Raw genomic sequence first — 23,085 nt, 5'->3', positions numbered from 1 at the left:
ATGTTTAGCCGAGGGAGAATCTGATGTTATATACGCGATAATGGAAACGCAGCAACCGTACATAAAGTCTAGCTGTAAGCTTGCAGCGCAATGTTATATTTATCATGGAAAGGTTTTTTGTAGCCACACTAAAATCTCAGCACTTAACTTTTCGGGGTTTTCTTCCGAAGGGAAATGGCCGCAATCCTTAAGTTCCACACTTTCTAATTTGTGTATGAATGACTCCATGTTAACACTGAGACCTAGCTGATTAATTGGGTCTTCATTTGGCCACAGGTAAAGATATGGGAACTCAACCTCATAGGATTCACCTTTCTTGCTGAGTTCGTGCCATGAAAGCTCCATAGCTCTATACCAGTTGATACTCCCATTGAACCCACTTTTTTGGAAGGTGCGAACATAGAATTCAAGCTCTTCATTGCTTAGAAACAGTTTGCCTGGGAGGGTTTCTTTTTTGAGAATCTTAGGTAAATCCATTTTTCTTTCAGCCGAGCTAGTTGAAAAGCTCTTTAAATATGAAGCATGAAAGAATTTACTTCGCATAAATGTTGTAAACAATTTTTCAACATTCTCATTTAGAAGTTTTTCAGGAGTTAAAGGTGTTTGCAAGAATTGATTGAAGGCCACCTTATCTATTACTGGTACAGTTTCAGAAGGGAGTTCGTCTGCGTATTCTGGACGAAATGCATGTGGTGCACCAATATTAATAACTCCTAAACAACGCTCCGGATACAAAAATGACATTGACTGTACAATAAAACCACCCCAATCATGACCACAAAAAATAGCCTTATCTAAATCTAAATGATCTAAGAGACCAACTAAATCATCACAGATTTTAGGTGCGGTATAATCCTCAATATTGTTAGGACTTTGAGTAAGGCCATATCCGCGCAAATCTGGTGCAATTGATCTATGGAGCCTCTGAATAACTCCGTAATGCCTCTGCGGGTCTTGAAGGCTGCAGATGTTAGGCGCAGCTCGCCGTGAATGGCCGTAGCCCTTTGCAAGAGCTGCAACGCAGCAGCTGTGGCCTTCAAGGCCCGCCCTTAGGGGCTTGCATAGCGATTCACACTCCGCGTTGCGACTTCTTGAAAGGTCTAGACATTCCTGCGAAGCCGCGCCTTGATTGTGAACCGCTCTGCATGCCAGAGGTATCACGGAGTTATTCAGAGGCTTCCTATATCCATTTATCGAGAGAGTCTCAATTTGATGCCTCCAGGTAAAAGCCAGCTCTGGAAATCCATGACAAAATACTACAGGAACCCCTTCTCCCTTCTCATAGTACGCCAACTTAATTCCATTTACATTTACGAAATTCGGTGAATTGAAAAAGTTAAACGAACTTTGCGATTCAGCTAATGCTGCAGTGAGCTTCGATTGCAGTAATGCTGCCAGCCCAAATGAAAGGTTAAGAAAGCTCCTTCTTTTCATTATTATTTACTCTTTGCTTCTTATATTGTTGAAGGATAACGCCCTGCTTGTATTTTATACATATATTTTAATGCTATTCAAAGCCTTATGCGGGCAAATAGCTCAATTACCCCTTTAAAACATATGTATTTCAATCATTTGTACTACTTATTTCTCTGGAAATCGCTTGAATTTTACGATAAATCTAGAATATTCGTTGATGTAGAAGATATGTTACAGGGATGTTTTTATGTCTTCCTAGCTAATGTGTACTTGAGCTTATTTTGAATTGGTCGTACAAAAGTACTCGGTACTCTCGTAAAATTCATTGAAGTAGTGGTTTTCACAGTAGTGTTTGTGGATAAGGTTCACCGACCGGATCATGGAACAAACTGTTTGGTGGAATTTATGGGAAAGGGTAATGCTGGATTTTTCCGGTGGAGTTGTTGTTTAGCTTTTGAAATTATATAGCTGGCAAATCTGTCTCTACCAATTGAGGCCAACTTTCCCAAAGATGTTTTGAGTTTTATTTGACGATACCATAAATGTTTACACCGCTAGTTCTGGCCTCAAACACGAAACCATTTCGATACAACCGATTAAAGGTACTATGGTAAACGAAGTTAGGTCTGTCTATTTCATAACTAGGGCAAATTTCAGCTGAGTGTTGATGGACTAATTCAGGGTAGGTACCAGATATTTAGGTAAATCAAAATCCATACCAAATACAAAAATAGTAGTGATGTTTAGGTGGCTTATAGCTGATCATAGGCCTCTAGTTACTGTCACGTTTGAGCATGTCTTTTATTGTTGGTTCGTTTGAGCTTGGATAAGAGTAACTCTCTAAGGAACCTTGGCTCATAAAATAACTGTTTTTAATATTGTCCTTAATGTTGAGGTCCTAATTATCTTTGTTGCTACCACTATAAAGTCTATTTATTTATCTTTTCTTTATAATCATTTTTTAATAAAAAATAAATCCATAATGTGGATATCGCAGCAAAGAAGCACCAGGTTGATACCCATGTTTCGCGTTGAGTGAAATAAACGATAACACCTAGAAGCATAACAAGTGCCCAAAATTTTATAAAAATTCGATTGCTCGACAATAAAAATAAAAATCCAAGTAAAGAATAAATAATATGTCCAGTTGTAATGGCGAATAAACTGTAATCGGATGTGATATAGCATAAGCTATGGCCGCATACGCTTGTTTTTATCAAGTGTCTTGGTCCTGTTTCTAACAGGATAGGTATCCAAAGATATAAGCCAAAAGTAAAACCTACGATTATTAACATAATAAAGAAAATTCTTTTCCATTTTTTTGTCTCAAGGCTAAAGGCAACGATTGGTATCCAAGTGAGCCAGAAAAATAAGGCAAAAAACAAATATAAAATAGAAGCTTTTGTCGTTAGTGAAATAAAATTTTCGTTGTATCCAATCCATACTACTCCTTCAATCGCTTGCTGTAGCGCAAAAAGGAGAGGAGTAATTGCGAGTAATAAATAAGTTTTGTCATTTTTAATCGCATGTGTTGTACACAAAGCACCGCCGACAATAAGCAGAGCTGCTGATCCGAACGATGCCGTGGCTGAAAAACACATAATGATTTTCTCTATATGTAAGATATTCTAACTTAAGCCAAAGCCATATAATTTGATATGCAACATAACAATATCCTTAGCGTAGAAAATCAGTTGATTTTGCTATTTTGTACTAAGCTTATGAATTAGTCTGTGATGACTAGGTCTACTTCAACGTTTTCAATTCATCTTATGAGTTAAGCTGAAAAGACTGATAAAGCTATATTGAGCTTGCTTATTTAACTCGATACCTATATAAGTAGAGTCTATGCGAGGGGGTTAAACAAGTCAGTGTAATGATACTGTGGTGGTTGCATTATCTATTCCATTAATCAAAGTGGATCTCAGTTTTGCCTCATGGGTGTGGGGTTAGCTTTTACGCTTAACAGTCTTAATACGTCCGTTAAATTAAATACATTGGGGGGTATTAATCCTAGCGATACTCACCGGTCATTTACGATGAGCACATTTATCATAGAGCGCTATTAAATCGTTGATACCAGAGTAATTGCCTTTTACTCAAGACATCTTAGATTTCAGATGTCCGCGTCACAAATAAGCCTATCTACCGTAAACGAGAACTGACAGTCATAGGTTTTCAATTCCATAGCCCTCGGTATCCTTGCCATACTTTACGACTCACTTTGGACATTGCGGTTAGGGCTGGAAATCACATCCATTTGAACCCTATTTTTCCAGATGATTGGCCATATAAGATGATTGGGGTGTTTAAAATGGCGTTGTCTTGTTCGCGGTGATTGTAAATGAGGCAATTAAGGTTTAATCCAGCAGCTTGGTGAATGGATATACCTTATTTGTTTAGTCTAAAACTCATATTCAAATCAATAGGCTTTTAACAAAGAGTATGGGTGGGGGTATTGGCGCCATGTTCAACATTAAAGGGGCAATATTTTATGATCGCTAATTATCAAGCTTTTGGAAGTGGCCGCAGTCCTTGCACTTAACTCCATGTTGATAGAAAAATAAAGGCATCCCTAAAAGTAGGAAAACCAAAAATGCGGGCTTTTTCCCCTTGGTAAACGGCTCGACATTTCGTGATGAGCAGGACTCGCATACTCTTTCTTCATCATGCCCTAATTCTTGGTCTACAAGATTGGAACGGTCTTGATTTAGTATTTCATTGGCTTCATCAAGGTCTCTTTCCGACACTTGAAGCCTTACTCCACCCATAGCATTAGAATATAGCCACTGCATATTGACTGTGTGCTCATCTGCAATGAAAGCGTGTATTCCTTCAGATTCAAGTCGTGCTTTTGCAATCTGCGCTTCATATGGAAATGAGAATCTAGCAACGGTTACTAGCAAGTGATCACCTTAGCGCTTAACGTCTTGAGCTGCGGGACGAAGTGTCTGAAAACTTAGACGTGTTATGTTTTTATAGCCCACTAAGGAAACCCCACAACTTACCCCAGCGTTCTAGCTTTTGATCAGCGCTCAATAGCCTCGGCTGAACTTGAATAGGGTCGCCAAGTTGATCTACACCTTTCATTAAGTTGAGATTTACTGCTCCACGAAGCTGGCTATTTATATTGCAGCCTACGGCTAGCAGTTGATTACAACCTTTGCAATGGTAGAAAACTGCAAGCTGATCTCCATTTTGATTAGTTGAAATTCCATCGCCAATGAAAACCGCAGACATAGTTGGGTCACTTATAATTGGGGAAGGATTGGCTTGGCAATAACTGCAATCGCAAATGCGCGGATTCAAAGCTTCAAGCGGCTTTGCTAACTGAACTTCAATATGCCAACGGTTACATTTACACGATCCCTTAAAGAGCATAAAAATTAGTTCCAATTATGATGAAGCATAGTGTCTATATAATGGACAAGTGCAGCGGCTCCAGAGCTTTATCGCACCTGCCACCGTAAGGACCGTAGCAACGAATGCCTGGTTCATTTGATTGTAATGCCGCTCAGCTTGAACAGGACACATCGTTTGCCACCCCAACAACAATTACGAAGTTGATAAAAAACTCACTCGCAGTGAAGTAACCAAATTCCCTAGACAAATCCACACCAGAGTTCAAAGCAATTGTGTATTTGTTGCTTCCATTATTTTGCTCAATGACCGGTAAATTGTCCGGGACTCATCTGGTGCTACAGCACCAAACCTAAGTCTATTGCTTGGAAGCTGAACAACTGCCGAGTCTACCTATATTCCACTTTGGTTCTTGATCATCACATTCGGCATCACCCCAAAGAAGCCTATCTAACACCAGTAATCAGCAATACAACGGTAACTAGTAAGCAATATCTTCTCTTCAAAATCGGATACTGCGCAGAACGGAATAATACCCGCCAGCAGTGGCCGCAGAGAAGTGGAATTTCCTCTGGCTGAGCTTGGATTACGGGAATGAAAGCCCCTTTAGCACGACCGCCGTTTATGACTTCCATTAAATGCCAACTACTAAAGAATGGCAACCAAAAGACGGCGAGATTCTGGGGGAAAGACGCCCTACAAAAGTAACGAGTTGACGAACAGAAAACGATATAAGGCTTGACCTGTAGGTGAGGTCGTCAGGGACACCAAAACTACATGATCGTGAATGCGGAGGTTGTATTATGAAAGTTCATATTCTTATATAGCGAGCTACTATAAAGCTATCAGTGTGGCCGCTGACTCATAAGAGAGTAGTGTTGGAGCCGGTAGTTTGAAACTATCGGCTACCCGATTTAGGCTGGCTGTATCTTTGTATTGCGCGGATTAGAATTTGGGTCTGTGTTTTTCGATGATTTGCGCATCTACCCAATAGATATCACCCTCAGGATCGACACCGTCTTCTCTCTTAATGGGGTTGTGATTGAAGAACAGATACTTACCGTCTGGTGACACATACGCGCTGGCCTCATTGCCGGCGGTGTTTATGGTATCTCCCAAGTTTATTGCCTTACCCCAGGAACCATCTTGTTGGCGGAAACTGATGTAGAGATCTTTATCGCCGTAACCGTCGTCTTTTTCGCTGTCCCAGATAAGGTAAGAGCCATCGGCGGCAATGAAGGGGTGCGCTGTCCACTTGCCAGAGTTGATATGCGGCCCCAGCAGTACAGGTGGCCGCCGCTTGCCGTTGCTAACGGTTGATATACGTAGCACGTCATTGCTTTTGTAGTCGTCAAACACTATGGTGCCATCAGCTGATGACGTCAGACGCATGATGCCCCAATCTTTGCGGTCGAACATCGTCCCCATACTTTTAATATCTGACCAGCCTGATTCGGTACGCACCATGTACTTGTTCCCCAAGTGCATGGTTTTGCCATCCGGGGCAAGTAGAGGGCGGCCGACCCTTGGGCCAACAACGGATTCGTGCCACTGGTTACCTATCTGCTTGAAACGAATGAGCAACCACTTTTCAGTGTCGACATCCATTCGGCTAAAGTAAAACTCGGTCATATCTGGTGTGAAAGAGCCGCTATAGTCACGATGCCGGGTTGCGACATAGCCCGGCGCGAATATTTTGGGTGTTAGTCCCGGTGGTGTTTGCCCAAGGTAGGGGCCTTCCAGCAGGGGAAGTGCTTCTTGGCTACAACCGTGGCTACTCACCGCAAGAAGAGAGATCAGGAGTATGATAGAACTACAAAAATGCTTCACAGCTTGCCCTTGTTTTTACATCAACGAATAAATGAACAGCGGGCAATTTAATCAGTTCGACATGAAAACAACTGAAGTACTTATGATTTTTAAATGATTTTGAGCTGACGGCACCAAACTTTTAAACCTAAAGTGCACAAAAACCAACACACTTGGCAAAAGTAAAGACCGGCAGCTGGCCACTGTAGACTGGTCAGCTTTCAAATATCTAGGGCAGGAAGATCACGGGAATCCGTACCAACCAGCTGTCCTTGAAAGAAGGATACTAGATGGAAGCGCTTACTGGACTGAAATCTTTAGTCTGGAGCATCGCATAGTGCCTCCATCAAGGGTATAAGGTCGCCTCTCGCTGCTGTGCCGAGAGTACCCACTAAGGATGTTGCAGCGCCAGCACGAAGCTTTAAACACACCAAACTCAACTCTGCCATATCAGTGTAAATTGATCACCAGCTAAAAAAATCAGGTCCTTAGAAATCGTTGAGCGAATATGGCTTGGAGGTGTGCGAAAATCGTTAGTTGTTTAACGATTCACTGCTGGGTGGTCGAATGAAGTTAGAATTTGCTGTGGCTGGCGTGTGACGTAACCTGTCTGATCGCGATAGCAACGAACAGCATTCGCTAGTTAGGCACTTGCCTTCTAAATTGGCTCATATGATGAAATTCCAATATATGAGTCATATTCCTGTTTTTCTTTTTCCGAACCAAGCTGTTCTCTTGTTACCCGCAAGGTGTAAGCGCCTATTGCATGCCCGTTTTCAATCACCATCCAATCAAATAAATCCTCTGGATCGAAACCAAGTCGCTCACCTACTTGATGCCACTTTCTAAGCTCTTCTGGGACATCGAAGAATACTCCTGAAAGGAAGTTTTCTTCGACATGGAAATATACATCTGACAACCAGAGGTATAGAAACCGATCTTCTCCAAGCTTTTCAGATAAATCCGGATCTCTAAACCTTAGCTTTGCTGCGTAAATGGCTTTAGGGCCGGATTTCACAAGATTGATGAAATCACCAATAGTGTTCGATGCTTGAGCGGATGCCTTAAGCATTTCTTGATCTTGATTATGCGTGTTTCTGAATAACGGTTCGGTCATTCTCGATTTTTCCTTGCCCGCTAACGCCCAGTATATCAGCGACCAAAGCAGGGAGAAATAGTACGTAGGCAGTCCAACTCAGTGTTTCTACAGAGTGTACGAGCTATTGTTTGTTATATATTCTGTACATATTAAAACTGTCTGGCAGCAAATAAGCCCGCTATAACTATTGCAACAAGGCCGGTGGCACTACACCAAAAACCGTGACTATTGCCGTTATAACTATCTAGATAGACAGTTTGTTTTGGTGAAGGGTAGCGGCCGAGAGTGATTAGTTTACAGATGGGCCAGCCAATCCTGTAGCAGATGGTGCTGAAGAATATTTCCGCTAAGATATATCCTATACCTCGGAGAAATCCCTTGCCTATCTCCCCAATTAAATCATCCATAACTATCTTCCTTGTTGATATGTAAAATGCATTGCTAAGCGGCTCATTGGGCGGCAGCGTAGTTATGGCTACGCTAGAAATTCCCGCCCAAAATATAGTGGACTCAAAGCATCCACTGGATTCATTTGCTATAATTTCTTACTAGTATTCTCTGTATTTAACATTTGCTTTAAATGCTTCGGCTTCAATAGGGGAATCCTCATACCCATGCTCTAACACACCTAACAAATGACCAGAGAGGACGTCCTTAAAGCTAGCTCGCTCTACTTGTAAAACATGAACAAGCTCATGTGCCAACTTCGGAGTATCCATCTGGAATCCCTTTCTTATGTATATAGAATAACCAAATACTTGTGCATTATTCACAACTCCGTCGCCTATAAGTCCGGCCGTCTCACCAATAAACTTTAGAAGTGAATTCTCACGTGGAAATGGCACTTCATCCACATAAACCAGTCTTATTTTTTCAGGGTTCTTAATGCCTATCTCTTTCGCAATATCAAGGTGCTTCTGATCTAGAGGGTGACCAACTTGAAGGCCTTCAGAATCAATTACTTCAGCCCACTCTGCATATGGGTTTACAAAGGTAAATTCAATTACTTTCTGATGAAAAACAAAAGGCAAAGCTAAAACAGCTAAACCACAAAGCAAAAATTTACTTTTCATATTTTACTACCGCTTTAAACTATTCAGGGATCAATCTATCATAAAAGCACTAAAAAACCATTAAAAATCAGTAAGTTAAATCTAACTTGTGACGATGGTGTTAAGTGTAATTATCAGCGACTTGACTACTATTCTTTGTACATGAGCGGCCCCTAAACACTCGGTAATATAAAAGCTTTTCAGGCTTTTATAAGCCTTCAAGTAGATTAGGTATATAATCTCTAGTTCTACCTAAATCATAAATCCTGAAAGCTATTTCAAACGTTTAGTCTGTTATAGCTTGGATAAACGCATGGATGCATGGTTTACTCGGGGGGATGCCTGTTTATCCCAAAACAGATAATTGTCTGCGAGTCGGAATGTTTTGTGGATAGAGAATCGCACACTATAGAACCAAACGATAGATAGTGGGTAGCCAGAAGCTAGAAACTGCCGGCTGCCCGATTTCAATACATTTTTAGCACGGAAGTACCGAAAGCGCCGAACCCAAGGCATTTGCTATACCATTTATTAGCTCAGTTGTCACTCGTGCCTTATTAAGCGCGATGTCAACCAGCAAGCCAAAAATGACTGAGATATAGGCCAGGTATCCAAAACCCATATAGTCATTGTATAAGATGGTATAAAACCAATCTTGACCATATGTGTATATGGCGGAAGATATGATGGTAGCAACGAACAAAAGCACTGCAGGTAAGAACAAGTGAGCTATTGCTTTTGGTTTGGCGAAAGATACGGCCAAGAGGATAAGAAACATTAGAAAATTTGACCCAAGGAATATACGAAGGTCAAGTTTTAAATTTCCCACTATCTCAAGGTACTTTCCCTTAATAAGATCGCCGAGTGTATGTTGCGCAACTTTAATGCTCTTAAGGCGATCGAGGTAGCCTGCTGTGATAGACTGAGCCAAAGCCTTTTGTCTTTCACAGTCATAACCACACATAGAGGCAATTACACTTGCTATTTTTTGCGGTAGATTGTTATCTAAGTCTTCTTTAATTTTTTCCGATTCCAGTCCAAGTCTATTGGCAATGCTCAGCGCTTGATTTGCAACTGTAGATTCGCTTACAAGATGCTGTTTTTCTCGAACCTCCTTCTCTATTTGGTATTTTACAAATCCTTTTGCTGATTCTTCTATGCTCTCAGGCGACAAGAATGTAATAGAGAATAGAATTCCAAAAAATAGAATTCCAAATAACCCGGTTGAGCGTAATGTAATATTCATAGTTTCCTTAGCATTTAACGCCTGAGTAACCCGTAGCAAAGCGTAAGCTGTCCGGGGCCGAGGGCACACAGTATGCTGTCTTGGTACTGCCGTATGGGTACGGACTAATGAGGTGAAAGTCCGTTGTAGAAAGATCACCATTTAAGGAGGGTATTAAATGCCAACTACTAGCGAATGGCAACTGAAACACCGTGAGGTCTTATGGGAAGGAAGTCTCTAGCAAAGTTATGAAGTGACGAAAGAGAATGTCATACAGAGCTTAGCCATGAGGCGAGGTGGCCAAAGACAGCGAAGCCAAGTGATAAAATGGGTAGAGTAAATGATGTAGTTGTGTAGTGAAAGTTCACGCTCTTATCTAGGAAGTTATGCTTAGCTTGTTGCAATTAAGTTGTCACTGCTGATTACATAAATAGGCCCAACCCACTATCCACCATCGAAGGGATAAAAAAAGTGCTGGAACATAACAGCGCCTAGGTCAGTTATGATCAAGGTGATTAATCAGAAGTTGGCTGATGGCCTGATAGCCTATTGCTGAGATTATTACCCTGGACATGGTTAAGGCCTGCTTGAGGCTGTCGCCGGGTAGAAATTCATTGAGAGTAGTGAGCCACCCATTGCGGACCCTGTGATGGATGGGGTGGGTAGCAGGCAGCTAGAAACTACCGGCTACTCGTTTTAGAGCGCATTTTTTAATGATAATGCCACCTTTTTAATGCCATGAGACGGAATCCATCGTTTAAACTCAACAAAACCATACTTTTTATATAAATTAATTGCGGGCTCATTTACATCAGCTGTTTCTACAATTGCTTCTATAAATTCAAATTTATCTAGAATGTAGCTTAGCAATTTACCTGCTATTCCTTTCCTAAAATAATCTGGGTGAACAGTTAAACTATTAATTTCTAATCGCCTATCTTCTATAGCAATCTCGATAGTTGCGGCTAGACATTCATTGTCAATAAATCCATAAAACCGCGATTTAGAATTCTTTATATCTTGAGCACTACGCGATAGTGGAGGAAAGTTAGTAACACCTATCAATTGAGCTTCAACCTTATAGGAGCGTTGAAATATTGTGAAAATCTGATCTGCTACTTCTTCGTTTAAATTGTCAAGTTTTATTATCATATTAAGCTTAGCCTAAAATTTTGTGGGCACACTAACTTTTACTGCAACAGCATCCACGGAGTAGATTGTTTTGCATTATAAGCGCAGTGAACAGAAAACAAGCGTTGGAGTAAATATCAAATTTCCGGTGCTTGGCACATTCTGCATGGGCATGCCCTATATGAAATGAAAGCCCTCTGTAAGAAGGTCGTCGTTCAATGGGCTACATTAAATGCTAACTACTAGCGAATGGCAACTGCAACACCGCGAGATCTTGTGGGCAGGTAGTCGTAATAGCTGACGAGCAGAAACATCAATTAAGCCCTAGCAGGGTGATCTAATGAGTACAGTAAGTGATACATTTTTTTAGTGGAAGTCCACGCTCCATGAGTAGAGATCTGCTTAACCTGTTGCAATGATGCTATCAGCATGGCCACGTGATTCGTTAGGTGGTCGTTGAGTAGAAATTCACTACGGATGTGTAACCGCCCATTACAGACTAGTATGATGGGCGGTGTGGGAGCCGGTAGCTAGAAACTATCAGCTATCTGACGTAGGATTGGATTGAAGGCAGGTTACTATTCCTACAAGCTCTGGGAATTGGTCACCAATTGGTACAAATACGCCACCTGTATAAACCATACTGAAACCACTAAAAGGCTCATCGTTCATATCGCTTTGAGAGTAACCGTTTGGACAAAGTTCTGATGCCCTACGATGCCATAGCTCTTTAACTTGCTCATTAGAGGTTAAGCCGTTTCCACTAAAAAGTAGCTTGTATTTTCCATCTGATACCTTTTCCTCCTTGTAGCCACCACCAAATCCATAAGGCTGGTATGGTGTTGAACATGCTGGAAGTACCAGAACAAAAAGAGGAATAAGAATTTTTTTTAGCATATTCATTCGGTACCTAGTCTTGCCTGCAAAAAGTAGAAACTCTAGCTATGCATATTTACGCTCATACCCTGCTGGAATTACATAACCCAATGCAGAGTGCCTATGAGATCTATTGTAGAAAATTTCAATGTATTAAGACACCTCACATTTTGCCTGTTTTCACTCTCGAATGTCCCAGCATAGATCAAATTGATTTTTGCCTACTAAAGAATGATTCCTCGCCTCAAACAAAGAGCTGCTCGACGCTATCGTTGGGTAGAATCTCATTCCGTATAGGGAGCCGCTAGTTGTAGATCTTTATGATGGGTTGTGTGGGGGCCGGTAGCTAGAAACTACCGGTTATCCGATTTAGATCCTTGTTTCAGCTGATTCTCGACCAGAAAGACATGTCTACTGACTCTTGGTCAAGAAGCTCTAAATATTTTTGAGTAACATCATTATGAAGCCAGAGCTGGCATACTTCTTCTGCTTTTACTTGAGTAGTAGCAATAGCAACATCTGCATACTTTCCATCTTTGCCCTTAAGTAGGAAGTGAGATAAAATCTCTTTTTCGTTTGATAGAAACTTATCATCTACCTCCTTGGAAAGAGCTAAAAGTTGCTCCTCTGTAACACCGTCTTTGAGCTGGAATACAGCAAACTCAAAACCTAAGAATTCAGATGTATTATTTTTGAAAATCATACTTATCTCCGTTGTTTTTGGAGATGCAATTATCCATCTACCCTACTGACAGCGTTGTGTCAGGAGTTTCATCTGAAGACTGACTTTTTTGATATTTTATGTAGTTCTTCAAGGAAACATTGACAGGAAGCTGTGTCGGGGCAGCCGCAGATTTCAGAGTGTCTATGTGGTCAAGTCTGAAATCACGATATTCACTCTTTAGACTGCACCAGCTGCCAAGAGTCCATCTTCCTCCCCAGAAAAATAGACCAAGAGGGAAAACTATTCTGTCAGTTGTTTTGCCTGATAATGATTTGTAGCAAAGTTGTACCCACCGTTTTTCGTGTATGAGCTGATGGATTTCATCCCAATAATCAAAATCAATAGATCGGATATGCTCACCTGGAAATCTTACTGATCGTTGATCACCTGACTGAGTTAAAGTCTTATTTGGCAAAGCAGCTTCAATTTTACTCAATAAAGAATGAGATGCTTTGCTTAGAGTTGGTCCTGTCCAAGAGGATGTCATATTTACACCCAAGATCAAAGCTTCTAATTCTTGCTCTGTTAATTGTAAAGGAGGTAATTCAAACCCTTTAGAAAGCCTATATCCAATTCCGGCTTCTCCATATACAGGAACCCCAGATACAGAGAGGTCATCCATATATCTGTAAATAGTTCTCTCAGAAACGGAAAGACGCTCTGAAAGCTCTTTAGCTGTAATAGGCTGATGGGCTCTTAGGATATTTGTTAGCTGAAAAAGTCTATCAGATTTACGCATGAATTATTGGTGCTGCTCGATTTAGGGACCTGACGTCTTAAGTCGGGGTGCAGATTACTACGTCCCGGTGTAAAGCGCCCTTGCTGCCTTAACTTGGTACGCCCAGCATGGGGATGGGTTAAGATGACGGTCCGATATAGGAGCATCACCGTTTAATGGGCTCTATTAAATGCTAACTACTCGCTAATGGCAACTGCAACATCGAGAGGTCTTGTGGGGAGGAAGCCGCCAGCAAAATACTGTGAGCGGACGAGCAGAAACTTCTTATAACACTTAGTTTGGAGGAGAGGTGGCTGGGGGCATCGAAGCTATGTGATCCAATGGGTAGATATTCATTAAGGATAGGGAACCGCATATTGCGGGCTCGTACGATAGATGGAGTAGGGCTGGTAGCTAGAAACCATCGACTACCCAGTTTATGAAATTTCTTCTGGATTAAAAACAAGACGAATTTTGCTAATACGACCCACCTCAAAATGAAATGTTTGAGCCATTAATGTACTTCTACAATTTTTAGTGAATTTATATATGTAACATATTGAATTCGGATTGTGGAATTCTTCGACCATCTCATACGATACATCAACTGGAGGTGAATTTTTCAGAGATTCTATATATTCTTTGGCCGATTTACATTTAAACAATGGCCCTTCAAAGTCCAGCTTTTCATTTAGTATTAGGTCTAATGAATCAAAGTCCTTTGTTTCATAGAATATGTCCATATATTTTCGGGCAAGCTCTATTTTGTTCATATCGATTTCACATAACGTTTTACTCAGTCGCCACAGAAATGGAGCCGGTTAATGTTATCTTAGAAGGCCGTTTCTTGACACCTATCAAAAGTAGAGCTTAAGGCTTCATAACCATTGACACAATACGAAAATCAACAGTTAAGCCCATACCCCATCACCCAGCCTCGCCGCTCACAGATCTCTCTTGATACGACTCCAAACTGTCACTGAGTCTCCCGCTGTGTAAGCAGAGCATTCCTTTGTGGAAGAGGGGAGGGATAATGAGCGCCGGCGCCAGTGGATTGAGATTGAAATGCAAAAGCTGGTGGTTATCTTTGCGCTGGATATCACTGCCTATGCGGTAAAGAGTAATTACTATCATGTGGTGCTCTATATTGATGCTAAAACGGCCAATACCTGATCTGATGTTGAGGCCATTCTCCGCTGGCAAGAGTTCCTCAAAGCTTCTAGTTTGGCTCAGCTCTTCACTCAGATCGCCTCGCTGGACCGCACTGAAGAGAACAAACTTAAAGAGTTGATCAAGCTCGGATAAGAGCGATTAATGGATATCAACTGGATTATGCGCTGCCTAAACGAATCTATTGCCCACCAAGCCAACATAGAAGATCACTGTACAGGCATCTCCTGGCAAGACCATTTTAAGTCTAAGGCGTTACTGGATGAAAGAGCCTTGGCTACCTGCATGGTCTATGTCGATCTCAATCCTATCCGAGCTGACATTGAAAAAACCTCGCTGGACTCTGATCACATTTCCATTCAGCAGCGTATTCGTTCTGCCACCTCAGGTGAGCAATCCAAAGGCCTATTTGGCCAAAGTTACGTAATTTTCAAACCTAAAGTATATTTTTTCAGCATTTCACTTCGTCCGAGCCAGACCAGGAGAAATGGCCGTTAAGGTGGAAAGCCTGTATCATTTCCAGTGTCATCTTTCAATCTGTGGGTGTCCTGGTGTGAACCCTCAATCAGAAACGATTCTTCGTTTTTTTCAACCTTCTGGTCGGTGTTTCGATGGTTACGGCTGACGTTAATCGGTGTTCTCGGGTTTTAATAGGACTATTTGTCTGCCTGGGGTTCGGAAAGGTAATCGCTTAGCCGCAAGTTCTGGCTATAGTATCCAATTTGGGGGAGTACTAATCTTTTGTCCAGCCATCGACAATCATTAATAATCTCCCCGGTCTCGATTGATTTATAAAGAGCATGTTATGTCCAGAAAAATATTATCCTTAAAGGTAAAGAGAAATACGGAGCCTAAGAAGACTGATAAAAAGCAAGAGGATACTTCTGATCCAAAGAAACGGTTCTTAAATGGAGTAGCTATTAACCCATCTGAGCCTATTCGCCTTGAGTCAGGTTCTCAGCAACTTACGGTAAGGGCGATGGATTTGATTACGCCAATTGGTAAGGGGCAACGAGGCTTGATTGTGGCTCCACCGGGCTGTGGCAAAACCACTATCCTGAAACATATCTGCCAAGCAGTGGGGAAGGCTTACCCCGAAATAAAGCTGTACGCTTTACTTATTGATGAAAGGCCAGAGGAGGTTACTGACTTTAAGCGAAGTGTACCGGCCGAAGTTTATGCGTCCTCTTCTGATCATAGCTATGAAGAGCATGTGAGAGTAGCTAATGAACTCCATGATAGGGCCTGTAAGGAAGCCGGTGAAGGCCTGGATGTAATGATCGTGGTTGACTCGTTGACAAGGCTTTCACGGGTACATAATGCGCAGCAGAGTGGTAGGGAGCGTACGATGTCTGGCGGGATAGATGCCAGGGCTATGGAGATACCCAGAAAGCTGTTTGGCGCTGCTAGGAAGATTGAAGGTGGTGGCTCACTTACGATTCTAGCAACGATACTCGTGGGTACCGGAAGCCGAATGGACCAGGTGATATTTGAGGAGTTTAAGGGTACGGGAAATATGGAGGTAGTATTGTCAAAGGAAGTTGCGAGACAGCGAATTTTCCCTGCCTTGGATATTGCTAAAAGCAGTACTCGCCGTGAAGAAATCCTGTTCAACTCGAAAGATATTACAACGATAAGAGCTTTACGAAGAACGCTTGCTAGCCTAAAGCCTGTAGATGGCACTAAAAAGCTTATTGAACTCCTTGAAAAGTACCCGACTAATGCGGAGTTACTTGACCATTAACTTTTAGTTAAGTTTAAGGGTAGTATTTAGCCGCTTAGCATTTTTGGAGTTAGTTACTTAGCGACCGACTCCTTATTAGAACAGCTGTTATTCAGTTAAGGGCTTTACAACTCAATCCTCTGGTGTGTTTTTACAGGGTACCGCCCAATGAGGAGCTTAGTGGAAAAGTGGCCTTAATATGCCGAAAGGGTTGCCCTTTCAGCTGGATCACTATTTGGCGTTATTAGAATGGAGTGGCCGGCATTTAGCCCCAAAAAGTGCAGTGCCATTTCTCAAAAGACGCCTCTTATCCTTGAGCGGCAGGGGAACTCAGCAAAACACTGGCTCTATCTCAGTTGGAACTTAGAAAGTCGCTTTAAAGGTTTGTTGGGATCAGTAGAGACGGTAAAGCAAGCTTGCATCCAACTCGATAAACGCTGGGTACACGGGATAGGGATTGCCGGAGTTTCCTCTCAGCCACACCCTGCTAATCTACTCCTACCCAAAATACTCTATAACATGATTACCACTCTTTTATCCAAAATAGCATTTCCAAAAATCTGCATATCAATTCCCAGAACTTAATCTATCTTACCTATAAATCAAAGGGTAAGAGCCCCCAGAAAGGGAGCTTACTCTACAGTTCACAGCATCCTCCAGTCTTTGGGTGTCCTAATGTGTGTATGCATTAATTTGTGCAATAGGGTAATAAGCAATACCCGCAGCAACCAATAAGGTTACTAAACCGGGTGCTTTCATCTAAATTTATGCATCTTCTGAAGATTCACGTATGCGCTCTTTTCGTTCCAGTTCCTCTTGCATCACCGCTTTGATTTCTTCTAGCACGGCGTCGACATCGGCGCTGTCATCGTCATCATCAAACTTGCCGCTGAGCGTTGAGCTAGTCGTTAAGTTACCCTCTTCAAACAGTGCCCACATTTCCTTGGCGTATTGAGTCTGTAATAAAGAGGGGGCAAATCTGCCATAATAACGACGCATATTGTCGACGTCGCGAGTGAACATTTCTTGTGCGCTGTTATTGGCAGCGGCATTAACAGCTTGGGGTAAATCGATAATCACAGGGCCGGAATCATCCACTAGGACGTTAAATTCGGATAAATCACCATGTACAATTCCCTCGTGAAGCATGAGCATGATGTAATGAATCATTAATGCATGATCTTGAATTGCTTGCTCTTCTGACATTGTCACATCGCCAAGCCGTGGTGCGACATTGCCTGCTTCGTCAGTGATTAACTCCATCAATAATACACCGTCAACACAACCAAAAGTCTTGGGAACTCGTACATGAGCGCGTGCTAAACGGGATAAAGCATCAACTTCGGCATTTTGCCAAATTTCTTCTTGCTGTTGGCGGCCATAATTCGACCGTTTTTGCATGGCACGTGCTTGACGACCACTGCGAACTTTACGCCTTTCTTGGTATTGTGCGGCCTTTTTAAAACTACGCTTAGTTGCGTCTTTATAGACTTTGGCGCAACGAATTTCGTCACGACAACGGACAATAAATATATCGGCTTCTTTGCCGCTCATTAGGCGGCTGATAACTTCATCGATTAAGCCATCATCGATGAGAGGCTGTAGACGTTTGGGAGTTTTCACTAGATACCAGCTTCGTGTGTTCGGCAATTATTCATATATGCTATTGACATATTTCCATGTGTATTTGAGGCAAGAAATCTAATCCTGCTTATGGATAAAGAGCGATTATGGGGCTCTATAATGCTCGCGTAAAGGATGGGGGCAATGAGAATCGCACTTGACATGTGAAAACCCCTAGTAGGAAGATCACCGTTTAATGATCTCTAACTACCAGCGAATAGCTATACCATAAGGTTTTGTGGGGAGGAAGCCGCGAGCAAAACTATGAGTTGGCGAACAGAATCATCCTATATGGCTTAATCTGGAGGCCAAGGGTGCCGAAGTCACGTGATCTAATGGATAGGGTTAATGATGCAGCTGATTTGTGAAATTTTATGCTCTTATCTTGGGGAATGTGTGTAATTTGTTTCAGCGATTCTGTCAGCGCGGCTACTGGCTGGTAAGTAGGTCCAACTTGTTAGCATTCATGACTCGCATGATGGGTGGGGTGGGGTGGGGGCCGGTAGTTAGAAACTACCGGCTACCCGATTTATATTTCTTCTTGTTGAGGAACAAAAGCCTCTTTACTGCCAACGAGAACCACAATAAGAAGTATTATATCGATGACAATGCTAGAGATTGAACCAGGTATTTGAGCCATCAAGAACCCACTATTTGACTGTGAGCTAATTACTGCTTGAATAATGGCCCAAATAACAGACGCAGCGATAGCTATATAGAAAAGTTTTATCGCGAAATCTTTAGTCATCATTAGAAATATTCCAGATATAAGATACAGACCTGCTACGACCATAGATACTATACCAAAAACAATTGACCAAGATTCATACCACTCTGGGACCTTAAACTGTTCTTGCATAGACTCCATCATTTGAGAAAACTCAATTCGTTTGGGTTCACCTTCCTCTTCAATTTCTAGTGTCAATTGGGGCATATCCTTTCCATCAGGAGTCTCCCCTTTACTGAATTCAGCCATCATTTCTTTCTGCATTTCGAGGATCGAGGGCATGGCTATTTCCTGAGCGCCACCAAGAACCCCAAATATCCCGAAGATAATTGCCAACACTCCAATTATTGTCGCCCATGTAGGTCTTTTCATTTACTACTCCATAGTTCAGTAAAAATATAACGCCATTTGTAATGGGCAGCTTTGTGGCAAAGCCACGTTTAAAGCTGTCCAGCCCTAAGGGCGATCATTGAAAAACTTGGTACGCCCAGCATGGGCGTAAACTAATGGGGCGAATGTCCTCTGTAGGAGGATCACCATTTAATGGGTTCCATTAAATGCTAACTACTAACGAATGGCAACTGCAGCATCGCGAGGTCTTGTGGGGAGGAAGTCGCTAGCAAAACTAGGAGCTGACGAACGGAAACATCATATGAGGCTTAGCCTGAAGGCGAGGCGGCCAAGGACACCGAAGCCATGTGATCTAACGGGTAGAGTAAATGATGCAGTTATATAGTGAAAGCTCACGTTCTTATCTGGGGAGGTCTGTTTAGCCTGCTGCTGGGAAACTGTCAGCACGGCTTCTGACTCATAAATAGGCCCAACCCACTAGCCACCATTGAGGGGTAGACAAGAATGGTGGGACACAGCAGCGCCTCGGTCAGTAATGACTGAGGTGATTGAACAGAAGTCAGCCGAGGGCATGGTAGCCTAATGCCAAGATTAATGCCTTGGACAGGGTGAAGGCCTGAACCCAAAATCCACGATTTAAAAGACAGGGCTAGCCTGTGGATATATTTCCAGTCGGATAAAGTTGAGGTATCGCACTGCCATGACACTCAGCTCAAATGAAGAGCTGCTCGACGCTATTGTTGGGTAGAGATTCATTGTAGATAGGGAGCCGCCCATTGCGGGCCCACCCGGTGAGTGGTGTGGGGTCCTGTAATTAGAAACTATCGACTACCCGATTTAAGCATTAGTTTTTAGGGCCTCTTTGGTTGTGTCCACAGCTTGCTGTAGATCCTTGGAGTAACTTTTTAGTTTCTTTAAATCACCTTTGATAAGAGCTTCTTTAACTTCCGTTACCAAGTTTTTTGTGTTTTCAGTAGTATCCACAATTATGCCTGAAATCCTTGAGGCATCATTTAATCCCCATTCTTTGGCTTTATCTCCAATCAGGGGAAGACCTTCAATAATAGGGCATGCAACCTCTAAAGTATTATGTATTTTACTCAGGTTTTTAAAGCTGTACGCTTGAATAACAGATGTCAATTCTGTGATCTGTAAAGAAACATCTTGTACGGCATCAATCAGAGGCTTATTTTCATTGATTTCAGCAAGTGCTTTTCGTGCTCCTTGGAAATGGGTATACACGAAAAATAAAAAGCACCCGATAGTCAATATCGCTCCAACAACAAATAACTCAGACGGTAAAGTTAGTCCAGGTATGTTAGCCAATACCATAGATAAAATGCCAGCAAACCCAAAGGCTAATGCGAACCCCCCAGTCTTATATAGTTTATCCATTCCCTTAGAAAGACTATCTGATATGCGAACTACATCCTGCGTTGCTATTTGGTTCATATAGACATACCTATTGTTTGGTGGAGAGATTGATGCATAACGCAATTCTGTCAAAACCATAGGGAAGTGAAGGTTTTGGCGTCGAGTGCCTTTACTTGATACGCCCAGCAGGGACGTGAACTAATGGGGTGAAAGTCCCCTGTAGGAGGATCACCATTTAATGGACTCCATTAAATGCTAACTACTAACGAATGGCAACTGCAGCATCGCGAGGTCTTGTGGGGAGGAAGTCGCTAGCAAAACTACTAGCTGACGGACAGAAACATCCTATAAGGCTTAGCCTGAAAGTGAGGTGGCCAAGGGCACCGAAGCCGGGTGATCTAACGGGTAAAGTAAATGATGCAGTTGTGTAGTGAAAGTTCACCTTCTTATCTGGGGGGACCTGTCTAGCTTGCTGCTATGAAGCTGTTAACGTGGCCGCTGACTCATAAGTAGGCCCAACCCACTAGCCTCGAGGGGTAGACAAGAGTGGTGGAACACAGCGGTGCCTGGGCCAGTAATGGTCAAGGTGATTGAACAGAAGTCAACCGACGGCATAGTAGCCTACTGATATGTTTCCAGTCGGATAAGTTGAGGTAGCGCACTGCCATGACACTCAGCTCAAATGAAGAGCTGCTCGACGCTATTGTTGGGTAGAGATTCATACGGATAGGGAACCGCCCATTGCGACCCGCACGATGGGTGGTGTTGGGGCCGGTAGCTAAAAATTACCGGCTACCCGATTTATGAGCCTCACTGCTCGTAGACCTGAATATTAATCGCACGTCTGTCGCCACGTACTCTGAATATTGTCAAAAGACCATATTGTTTGAAGTACATGATTTTTTCCCATTCCGGAAAGTTACTACTGCCCGGAAGGCTAGATTTAGGCTGAAGCTTCCAGGAGCCACCCTCCTCAACGATCTTCATGAATGAAGCATGATCATGCTCTGACATCTCTATATAGAAAATTTCGTTATAGTCATCGAAATACTTTGCAATATCAGAAGCCTTCTCTCGCTTGACAACTACGAAATCCTCTTTAGGCTTGAAGCCGATAGCTTCATTGACTATTAGCGAAATATCATATTGCTTCGTACAGCTGACAACTAACAATAGAAAAAAAACAAATTTGGCCCGAGTGTTCATCGTTCATAACGTCCGCATTTACGGCTGGTTTGGAGCACAGCAGAAAACCAGTCCGACAACATGTGCTAGCTAGGACTTGACAGCATGATAAAAGACTCCCAGCCCCTCGGGATCATAAAACTCCCAGCTAGCATTTTCATACCTAACGAATACATCATTAGTCTGTAGAGTATCCCACCAACTATTCAATGCTTTGAAAAAGATCGATGTAGTAAAATCACTGCAAAGATCGTTTGGAAAATACGATATTTCAACAGCTATTTTTTCACCTTCAGGCCAATCGAGAAACAGATGAACTTGTCTTACAAAGCTATCTCTAGATTTCAGCTGTCCATGAATACAACCTTCTTCACGTTGTGTGATGTAAGACACTACACTTTCCGAAGACATTTCAACTACTTCACCGTTTTGATCTTGAAGCTCGCCATCGCTGAATTCCTCGAGAAATAGCTTTATGAATTTTTCGACACAAGCCAAAGTGGCTGGAGTAAACGTAATATCCCTAGTACTACCATCACTATCGGTTAAATATTCAAGTACTAGAGCTTCGTTCATATGAGAGCCTAACGTCGGTAGCAAAGGCGGGAGTTAGCGAGTCTAGCCCGCGCCTTTAGCGGGCGAAGTTGCCTACCTTTATTAAGCCCTGCATACGATAAAAAACCGTTTTTCATTTACATTTTCCCCAAAGCCAATTACTGGATTATCCATTCTTATCCATGATGAATCATCGAATTCTTTCTCTATTACAGAGACAAGAGAAAACCTAGAATCAATAGTTTCTATTTCTGCATATGCCTCAGATATTTTTAAAGGCTTGCCGTAAGGAGTTATATGAAACAAGCACTCTTCATTATCGATGTCGACACCAATTTTACCGATTGGCTCTATAGATTCAGTTGATGTCACCTCTCCAGAATCATCAATTTTTAATAAAATCATAAACAAACTAAAATCATCATCAGCTATCTCTGATTCTTCAAGTTCATTAATAATACAGCCAACGTGCTTGCTCAATGATTGATATTCCTTTGTAGGCTAAACGCCAAGCGAATGGGCCGGCGCTACGATGCAGTGACAACCCAGTCTAAGGTTCCCTTGGCCGAGCATTGCGTGCCTGGTTATGTGTTGAGTTTAGCCAGTGCTGTTTGAAAAGCTTGAACACTAGCTGTACGTATTGTTTCATTTCTTTCTTCGGCTGATATCCAGCCGCCAACGTTATTGAGACAAAATTGATTGTTTGAATCTTGAGCCACTTCGCGAACTGCTTGAAAAACGCGGTGTTGAATTTCGTTGCAGTCTCTCAGTAGTCTCGGATCGGTAACACCCGACCCTTGAAATTCATAACCACCACGGGCATGAATTGTTAATTGATGGCCGTAATTACACAACAGCTGAATCTTCTTATCATCAGGAAGCTCGTCTATTACTTTTTGTATTTGGTGTTCTTTCATTTTTTACACATAACGCCTTGCAGTAGAAGTCGGCACGTAGCGACGGTCCT

24 protein-coding genes are annotated in these 23,085 nt (G+C 42.2%); 3 read left to right on the top strand and 21 right to left on the bottom strand.

What is annotated here, in order from left to right; genetic code table 11:
- Window positions 1–102 precede the first annotated feature (102 nt).
- From ACJJIN_RS12205 to ACJJIN_RS12140, 14 genes are all read right to left on the bottom strand, one after another.
- A complete protein-coding gene (locus ACJJIN_RS12205; RefSeq protein ID WP_444894856.1) occupies window positions 103–1,434 on the bottom strand; it encodes an alpha/beta fold hydrolase in 1,332 nt (443 codons plus the stop codon).
- Window positions 1,435–2,345: 911 nt separating this feature from the next.
- Window positions 2,346–3,017, bottom strand: coding sequence for a DUF6629 family protein (locus tag ACJJIN_RS12200; protein ID WP_444894855.1), 672 nt, complete (start codon window positions 3,015–3,017; stop codon window positions 2,346–2,348).
- A gap of 900 nt (window positions 3,018–3,917) precedes the next feature.
- Complete coding sequence (locus tag ACJJIN_RS12195) at window positions 3,918–4,322, bottom strand: putative signal transducing protein (protein ID WP_444894854.1); 405 nt, start codon at window positions 4,320–4,322, stop codon at window positions 3,918–3,920.
- A 70-nt stretch (window positions 4,323–4,392) separates the two neighbouring features.
- Window positions 4,393–4,656 (bottom strand): hypothetical protein, encoded by a 264-nt coding sequence (locus tag ACJJIN_RS12190; protein ID WP_444894853.1) that lies wholly within the window; start codon window positions 4,654–4,656, stop codon window positions 4,393–4,395.
- Window positions 4,657–5,721: 1,065 nt separating this feature from the next.
- Window positions 5,722–6,606, bottom strand: coding sequence for a TolB-like translocation protein (locus ACJJIN_RS12185; RefSeq protein ID WP_444894852.1), 885 nt, complete (start codon window positions 6,604–6,606; stop codon window positions 5,722–5,724).
- Between the two features lie 637 nt (window positions 6,607–7,243).
- The gene (locus tag ACJJIN_RS12180; RefSeq protein ID WP_444894851.1) at window positions 7,244–7,702 is read right to left on the bottom strand and encodes a DUF2314 domain-containing protein; all 459 of its coding nucleotides are present in this window, start codon (window positions 7,700–7,702) and stop codon (window positions 7,244–7,246) included.
- 131 nt (window positions 7,703–7,833) lie between these two features.
- Window positions 7,834–8,091, bottom strand: a complete 258-nt coding sequence (locus tag ACJJIN_RS12175; protein ID WP_444894850.1) for a hypothetical protein — start codon at window positions 8,089–8,091, stop codon at window positions 7,834–7,836.
- Window positions 8,092–8,232: 141 nt separating this feature from the next.
- Window positions 8,233–8,757: a hypothetical protein gene (locus ACJJIN_RS12170; RefSeq protein ID WP_444894849.1), complete on the bottom strand. Its 525-nt coding sequence runs from the start codon at window positions 8,755–8,757 to the stop codon at window positions 8,233–8,235.
- 457 nt (window positions 8,758–9,214) lie between these two features.
- A complete protein-coding gene (locus ACJJIN_RS12165; RefSeq protein WP_444894848.1) occupies window positions 9,215–9,982 on the bottom strand; it encodes a hypothetical protein in 768 nt (255 codons plus the stop codon).
- Between the two features lie 675 nt (window positions 9,983–10,657).
- Window positions 10,658–11,113 carry a GNAT family N-acetyltransferase gene (locus tag ACJJIN_RS12160; RefSeq protein WP_444894847.1) on the bottom strand — a complete coding sequence of 152 codons (456 nt, stop codon included), beginning with the start codon at window positions 11,111–11,113 and terminating at the stop codon, window positions 10,658–10,660.
- Window positions 11,114–11,632: 519 nt separating this feature from the next.
- Window positions 11,633–11,995, bottom strand: coding sequence for a CC0125/CC1285 family lipoprotein (locus tag ACJJIN_RS12155; RefSeq protein WP_444894846.1), 363 nt, complete (start codon window positions 11,993–11,995; stop codon window positions 11,633–11,635).
- A gap of 355 nt (window positions 11,996–12,350) precedes the next feature.
- Entirely contained in the window at window positions 12,351–12,671 is a 321-nt protein-coding gene (locus ACJJIN_RS12150; protein WP_444894845.1) for a hypothetical protein, read from the bottom strand.
- A 37-nt stretch (window positions 12,672–12,708) separates the two neighbouring features.
- Window positions 12,709–13,431 carry a helix-turn-helix transcriptional regulator gene (locus ACJJIN_RS12145; protein ID WP_444894844.1) on the bottom strand — a complete coding sequence of 241 codons (723 nt, stop codon included), beginning with the start codon at window positions 13,429–13,431 and terminating at the stop codon, window positions 12,709–12,711.
- Between the two features lie 416 nt (window positions 13,432–13,847).
- Complete coding sequence (locus ACJJIN_RS12140; RefSeq protein ID WP_444894843.1) at window positions 13,848–14,183, bottom strand: hypothetical protein; 336 nt, start codon at window positions 14,181–14,183, stop codon at window positions 13,848–13,850.
- Window positions 14,184–14,424: 241 nt separating this feature from the next.
- Between ACJJIN_RS12140 and ACJJIN_RS12135 the strand changes: the two genes are divergently transcribed.
- The 3 genes from ACJJIN_RS12135 (at window position 14,425) to rho (ending at window position 16,324) form a co-directional block, all read left to right on the top strand.
- Window positions 14,425–14,583 carry a hypothetical protein gene (locus tag ACJJIN_RS12135; RefSeq protein WP_444894842.1) on the top strand — a complete coding sequence of 53 codons (159 nt, stop codon included), beginning with the start codon at window positions 14,425–14,427 and terminating at the stop codon, window positions 14,581–14,583.
- 141 nt (window positions 14,584–14,724) lie between these two features.
- Window positions 14,725–15,078 carry a hypothetical protein gene (locus tag ACJJIN_RS12130; protein ID WP_444894841.1) on the top strand — a complete coding sequence of 118 codons (354 nt, stop codon included), beginning with the start codon at window positions 14,725–14,727 and terminating at the stop codon, window positions 15,076–15,078.
- Between the two features lie 307 nt (window positions 15,079–15,385).
- Entirely contained in the window at window positions 15,386–16,324 is a 939-nt protein-coding gene (rho, locus tag ACJJIN_RS12125) for a transcription termination factor Rho (RefSeq protein ID WP_444894840.1), read from the top strand.
- A gap of 744 nt (window positions 16,325–17,068) precedes the next feature.
- On the opposite strand, the gene ACJJIN_RS12120 is transcribed toward rho, so the two are convergent.
- The 7 genes from ACJJIN_RS12120 to ACJJIN_RS12090 all read right to left on the bottom strand — a co-directional run bounded on the left by ACJJIN_RS12120 (window position 17,069) and on the right by ACJJIN_RS12090 (window position 23,035).
- Window positions 17,069–17,926 carry a PA4780 family RIO1-like protein kinase gene (locus ACJJIN_RS12120; RefSeq protein WP_444894839.1) on the bottom strand — a complete coding sequence of 286 codons (858 nt, stop codon included), beginning with the start codon at window positions 17,924–17,926 and terminating at the stop codon, window positions 17,069–17,071.
- Between the two features lie 529 nt (window positions 17,927–18,455).
- The gene (locus tag ACJJIN_RS12115) at window positions 18,456–19,025 is read right to left on the bottom strand and encodes a hypothetical protein (RefSeq protein ID WP_444894838.1); all 570 of its coding nucleotides are present in this window, start codon (window positions 19,023–19,025) and stop codon (window positions 18,456–18,458) included.
- A gap of 816 nt (window positions 19,026–19,841) precedes the next feature.
- Complete coding sequence (locus ACJJIN_RS12110; RefSeq protein ID WP_444894837.1) at window positions 19,842–20,456, bottom strand: hypothetical protein; 615 nt, start codon at window positions 20,454–20,456, stop codon at window positions 19,842–19,844.
- A gap of 732 nt (window positions 20,457–21,188) precedes the next feature.
- Window positions 21,189–21,584, bottom strand: a complete 396-nt coding sequence (locus ACJJIN_RS12105; protein ID WP_444894836.1) for a hypothetical protein — start codon at window positions 21,582–21,584, stop codon at window positions 21,189–21,191.
- 69 nt (window positions 21,585–21,653) lie between these two features.
- Window positions 21,654–22,139: a hypothetical protein gene (locus tag ACJJIN_RS12100; RefSeq protein ID WP_444894835.1), complete on the bottom strand. Its 486-nt coding sequence runs from the start codon at window positions 22,137–22,139 to the stop codon at window positions 21,654–21,656.
- A gap of 81 nt (window positions 22,140–22,220) precedes the next feature.
- A complete protein-coding gene (locus ACJJIN_RS12095) occupies window positions 22,221–22,598 on the bottom strand; it encodes a hypothetical protein (RefSeq protein WP_444894834.1) in 378 nt (125 codons plus the stop codon).
- Window positions 22,599–22,702: 104 nt separating this feature from the next.
- The gene (locus ACJJIN_RS12090; RefSeq protein ID WP_444894833.1) at window positions 22,703–23,035 is read right to left on the bottom strand and encodes a hypothetical protein; all 333 of its coding nucleotides are present in this window, start codon (window positions 23,033–23,035) and stop codon (window positions 22,703–22,705) included.
- Window positions 23,036–23,085: the final 50 nt, after the last annotated feature.

The organism is Microbulbifer maximicatervae (SeqCode) (assembly GCF_052467505.1).
This window is presented reverse-complemented; position numbering and strand designations above follow the sequence as displayed.

Bases quoted from the DNA above. Each gene is read 5' to 3' on its own strand.
- ACJJIN_RS12205 (WP_444894856.1), bottom strand. From the start codon at position 1,434: ATGAAAAGAAGGAGCTTTCTTAACCTTTCATTTGGGCTGGCAGCATTA.
- ACJJIN_RS12200 (WP_444894855.1), bottom strand. From the start codon at position 3,017: ATGTGTTTTTCAGCCACGGCATCGTTCGGATCAGCAGCTCTGCTTATT.
- ACJJIN_RS12190 (WP_444894853.1), bottom strand. From the start codon at position 4,656: ATGTCTGCGGTTTTCATTGGCGATGGAATTTCAACTAATCAAAATGGA.
- ACJJIN_RS12180 (WP_444894851.1), bottom strand. From the start codon at position 7,702: ATGACCGAACCGTTATTCAGAAACACGCATAATCAAGATCAAGAAATG.
- ACJJIN_RS12175 (WP_444894850.1), bottom strand. From the start codon at position 8,091: ATGGATGATTTAATTGGGGAGATAGGCAAGGGATTTCTCCGAGGTATA.
- ACJJIN_RS12170 (WP_444894849.1), bottom strand. From the start codon at position 8,757: ATGAAAAGTAAATTTTTGCTTTGTGGTTTAGCTGTTTTAGCTTTGCCT.
- ACJJIN_RS12165 (WP_444894848.1), bottom strand. From the start codon at position 9,982: ATGAATATTACATTACGCTCAACCGGGTTATTTGGAATTCTATTTTTT.
- ACJJIN_RS12160 (WP_444894847.1), bottom strand. From the start codon at position 11,113: ATGATAATAAAACTTGACAATTTAAACGAAGAAGTAGCAGATCAGATT.
- ACJJIN_RS12155 (WP_444894846.1), bottom strand. From the start codon at position 11,995: ATGAATATGCTAAAAAAAATTCTTATTCCTCTTTTTGTTCTGGTACTT.
- ACJJIN_RS12150 (WP_444894845.1), bottom strand. From the start codon at position 12,671: ATGATTTTCAAAAATAATACATCTGAATTCTTAGGTTTTGAGTTTGCT.
- ACJJIN_RS12145 (WP_444894844.1), bottom strand. From the start codon at position 13,431: ATGCGTAAATCTGATAGACTTTTTCAGCTAACAAATATCCTAAGAGCC.
- ACJJIN_RS12140 (WP_444894843.1), bottom strand. From the start codon at position 14,183: ATGAACAAAATAGAGCTTGCCCGAAAATATATGGACATATTCTATGAA.
- ACJJIN_RS12130 (WP_444894841.1), top strand. From the start codon at position 14,725: ATGGATATCAACTGGATTATGCGCTGCCTAAACGAATCTATTGCCCAC.
- rho (WP_444894840.1), top strand. From the start codon at position 15,386: ATGTCCAGAAAAATATTATCCTTAAAGGTAAAGAGAAATACGGAGCCT.
- ACJJIN_RS12115 (WP_444894838.1), bottom strand. From the start codon at position 19,025: ATGAAAAGACCTACATGGGCGACAATAATTGGAGTGTTGGCAATTATC.
- ACJJIN_RS12110 (WP_444894837.1), bottom strand. From the start codon at position 20,456: ATGAACCAAATAGCAACGCAGGATGTAGTTCGCATATCAGATAGTCTT.
- ACJJIN_RS12105 (WP_444894836.1), bottom strand. From the start codon at position 21,584: ATGAACACTCGGGCCAAATTTGTTTTTTTTCTATTGTTAGTTGTCAGC.
- ACJJIN_RS12100 (WP_444894835.1), bottom strand. From the start codon at position 22,139: ATGAACGAAGCTCTAGTACTTGAATATTTAACCGATAGTGATGGTAGT.
- ACJJIN_RS12090 (WP_444894833.1), bottom strand. From the start codon at position 23,035: ATGAAAGAACACCAAATACAAAAAGTAATAGACGAGCTTCCTGATGAT.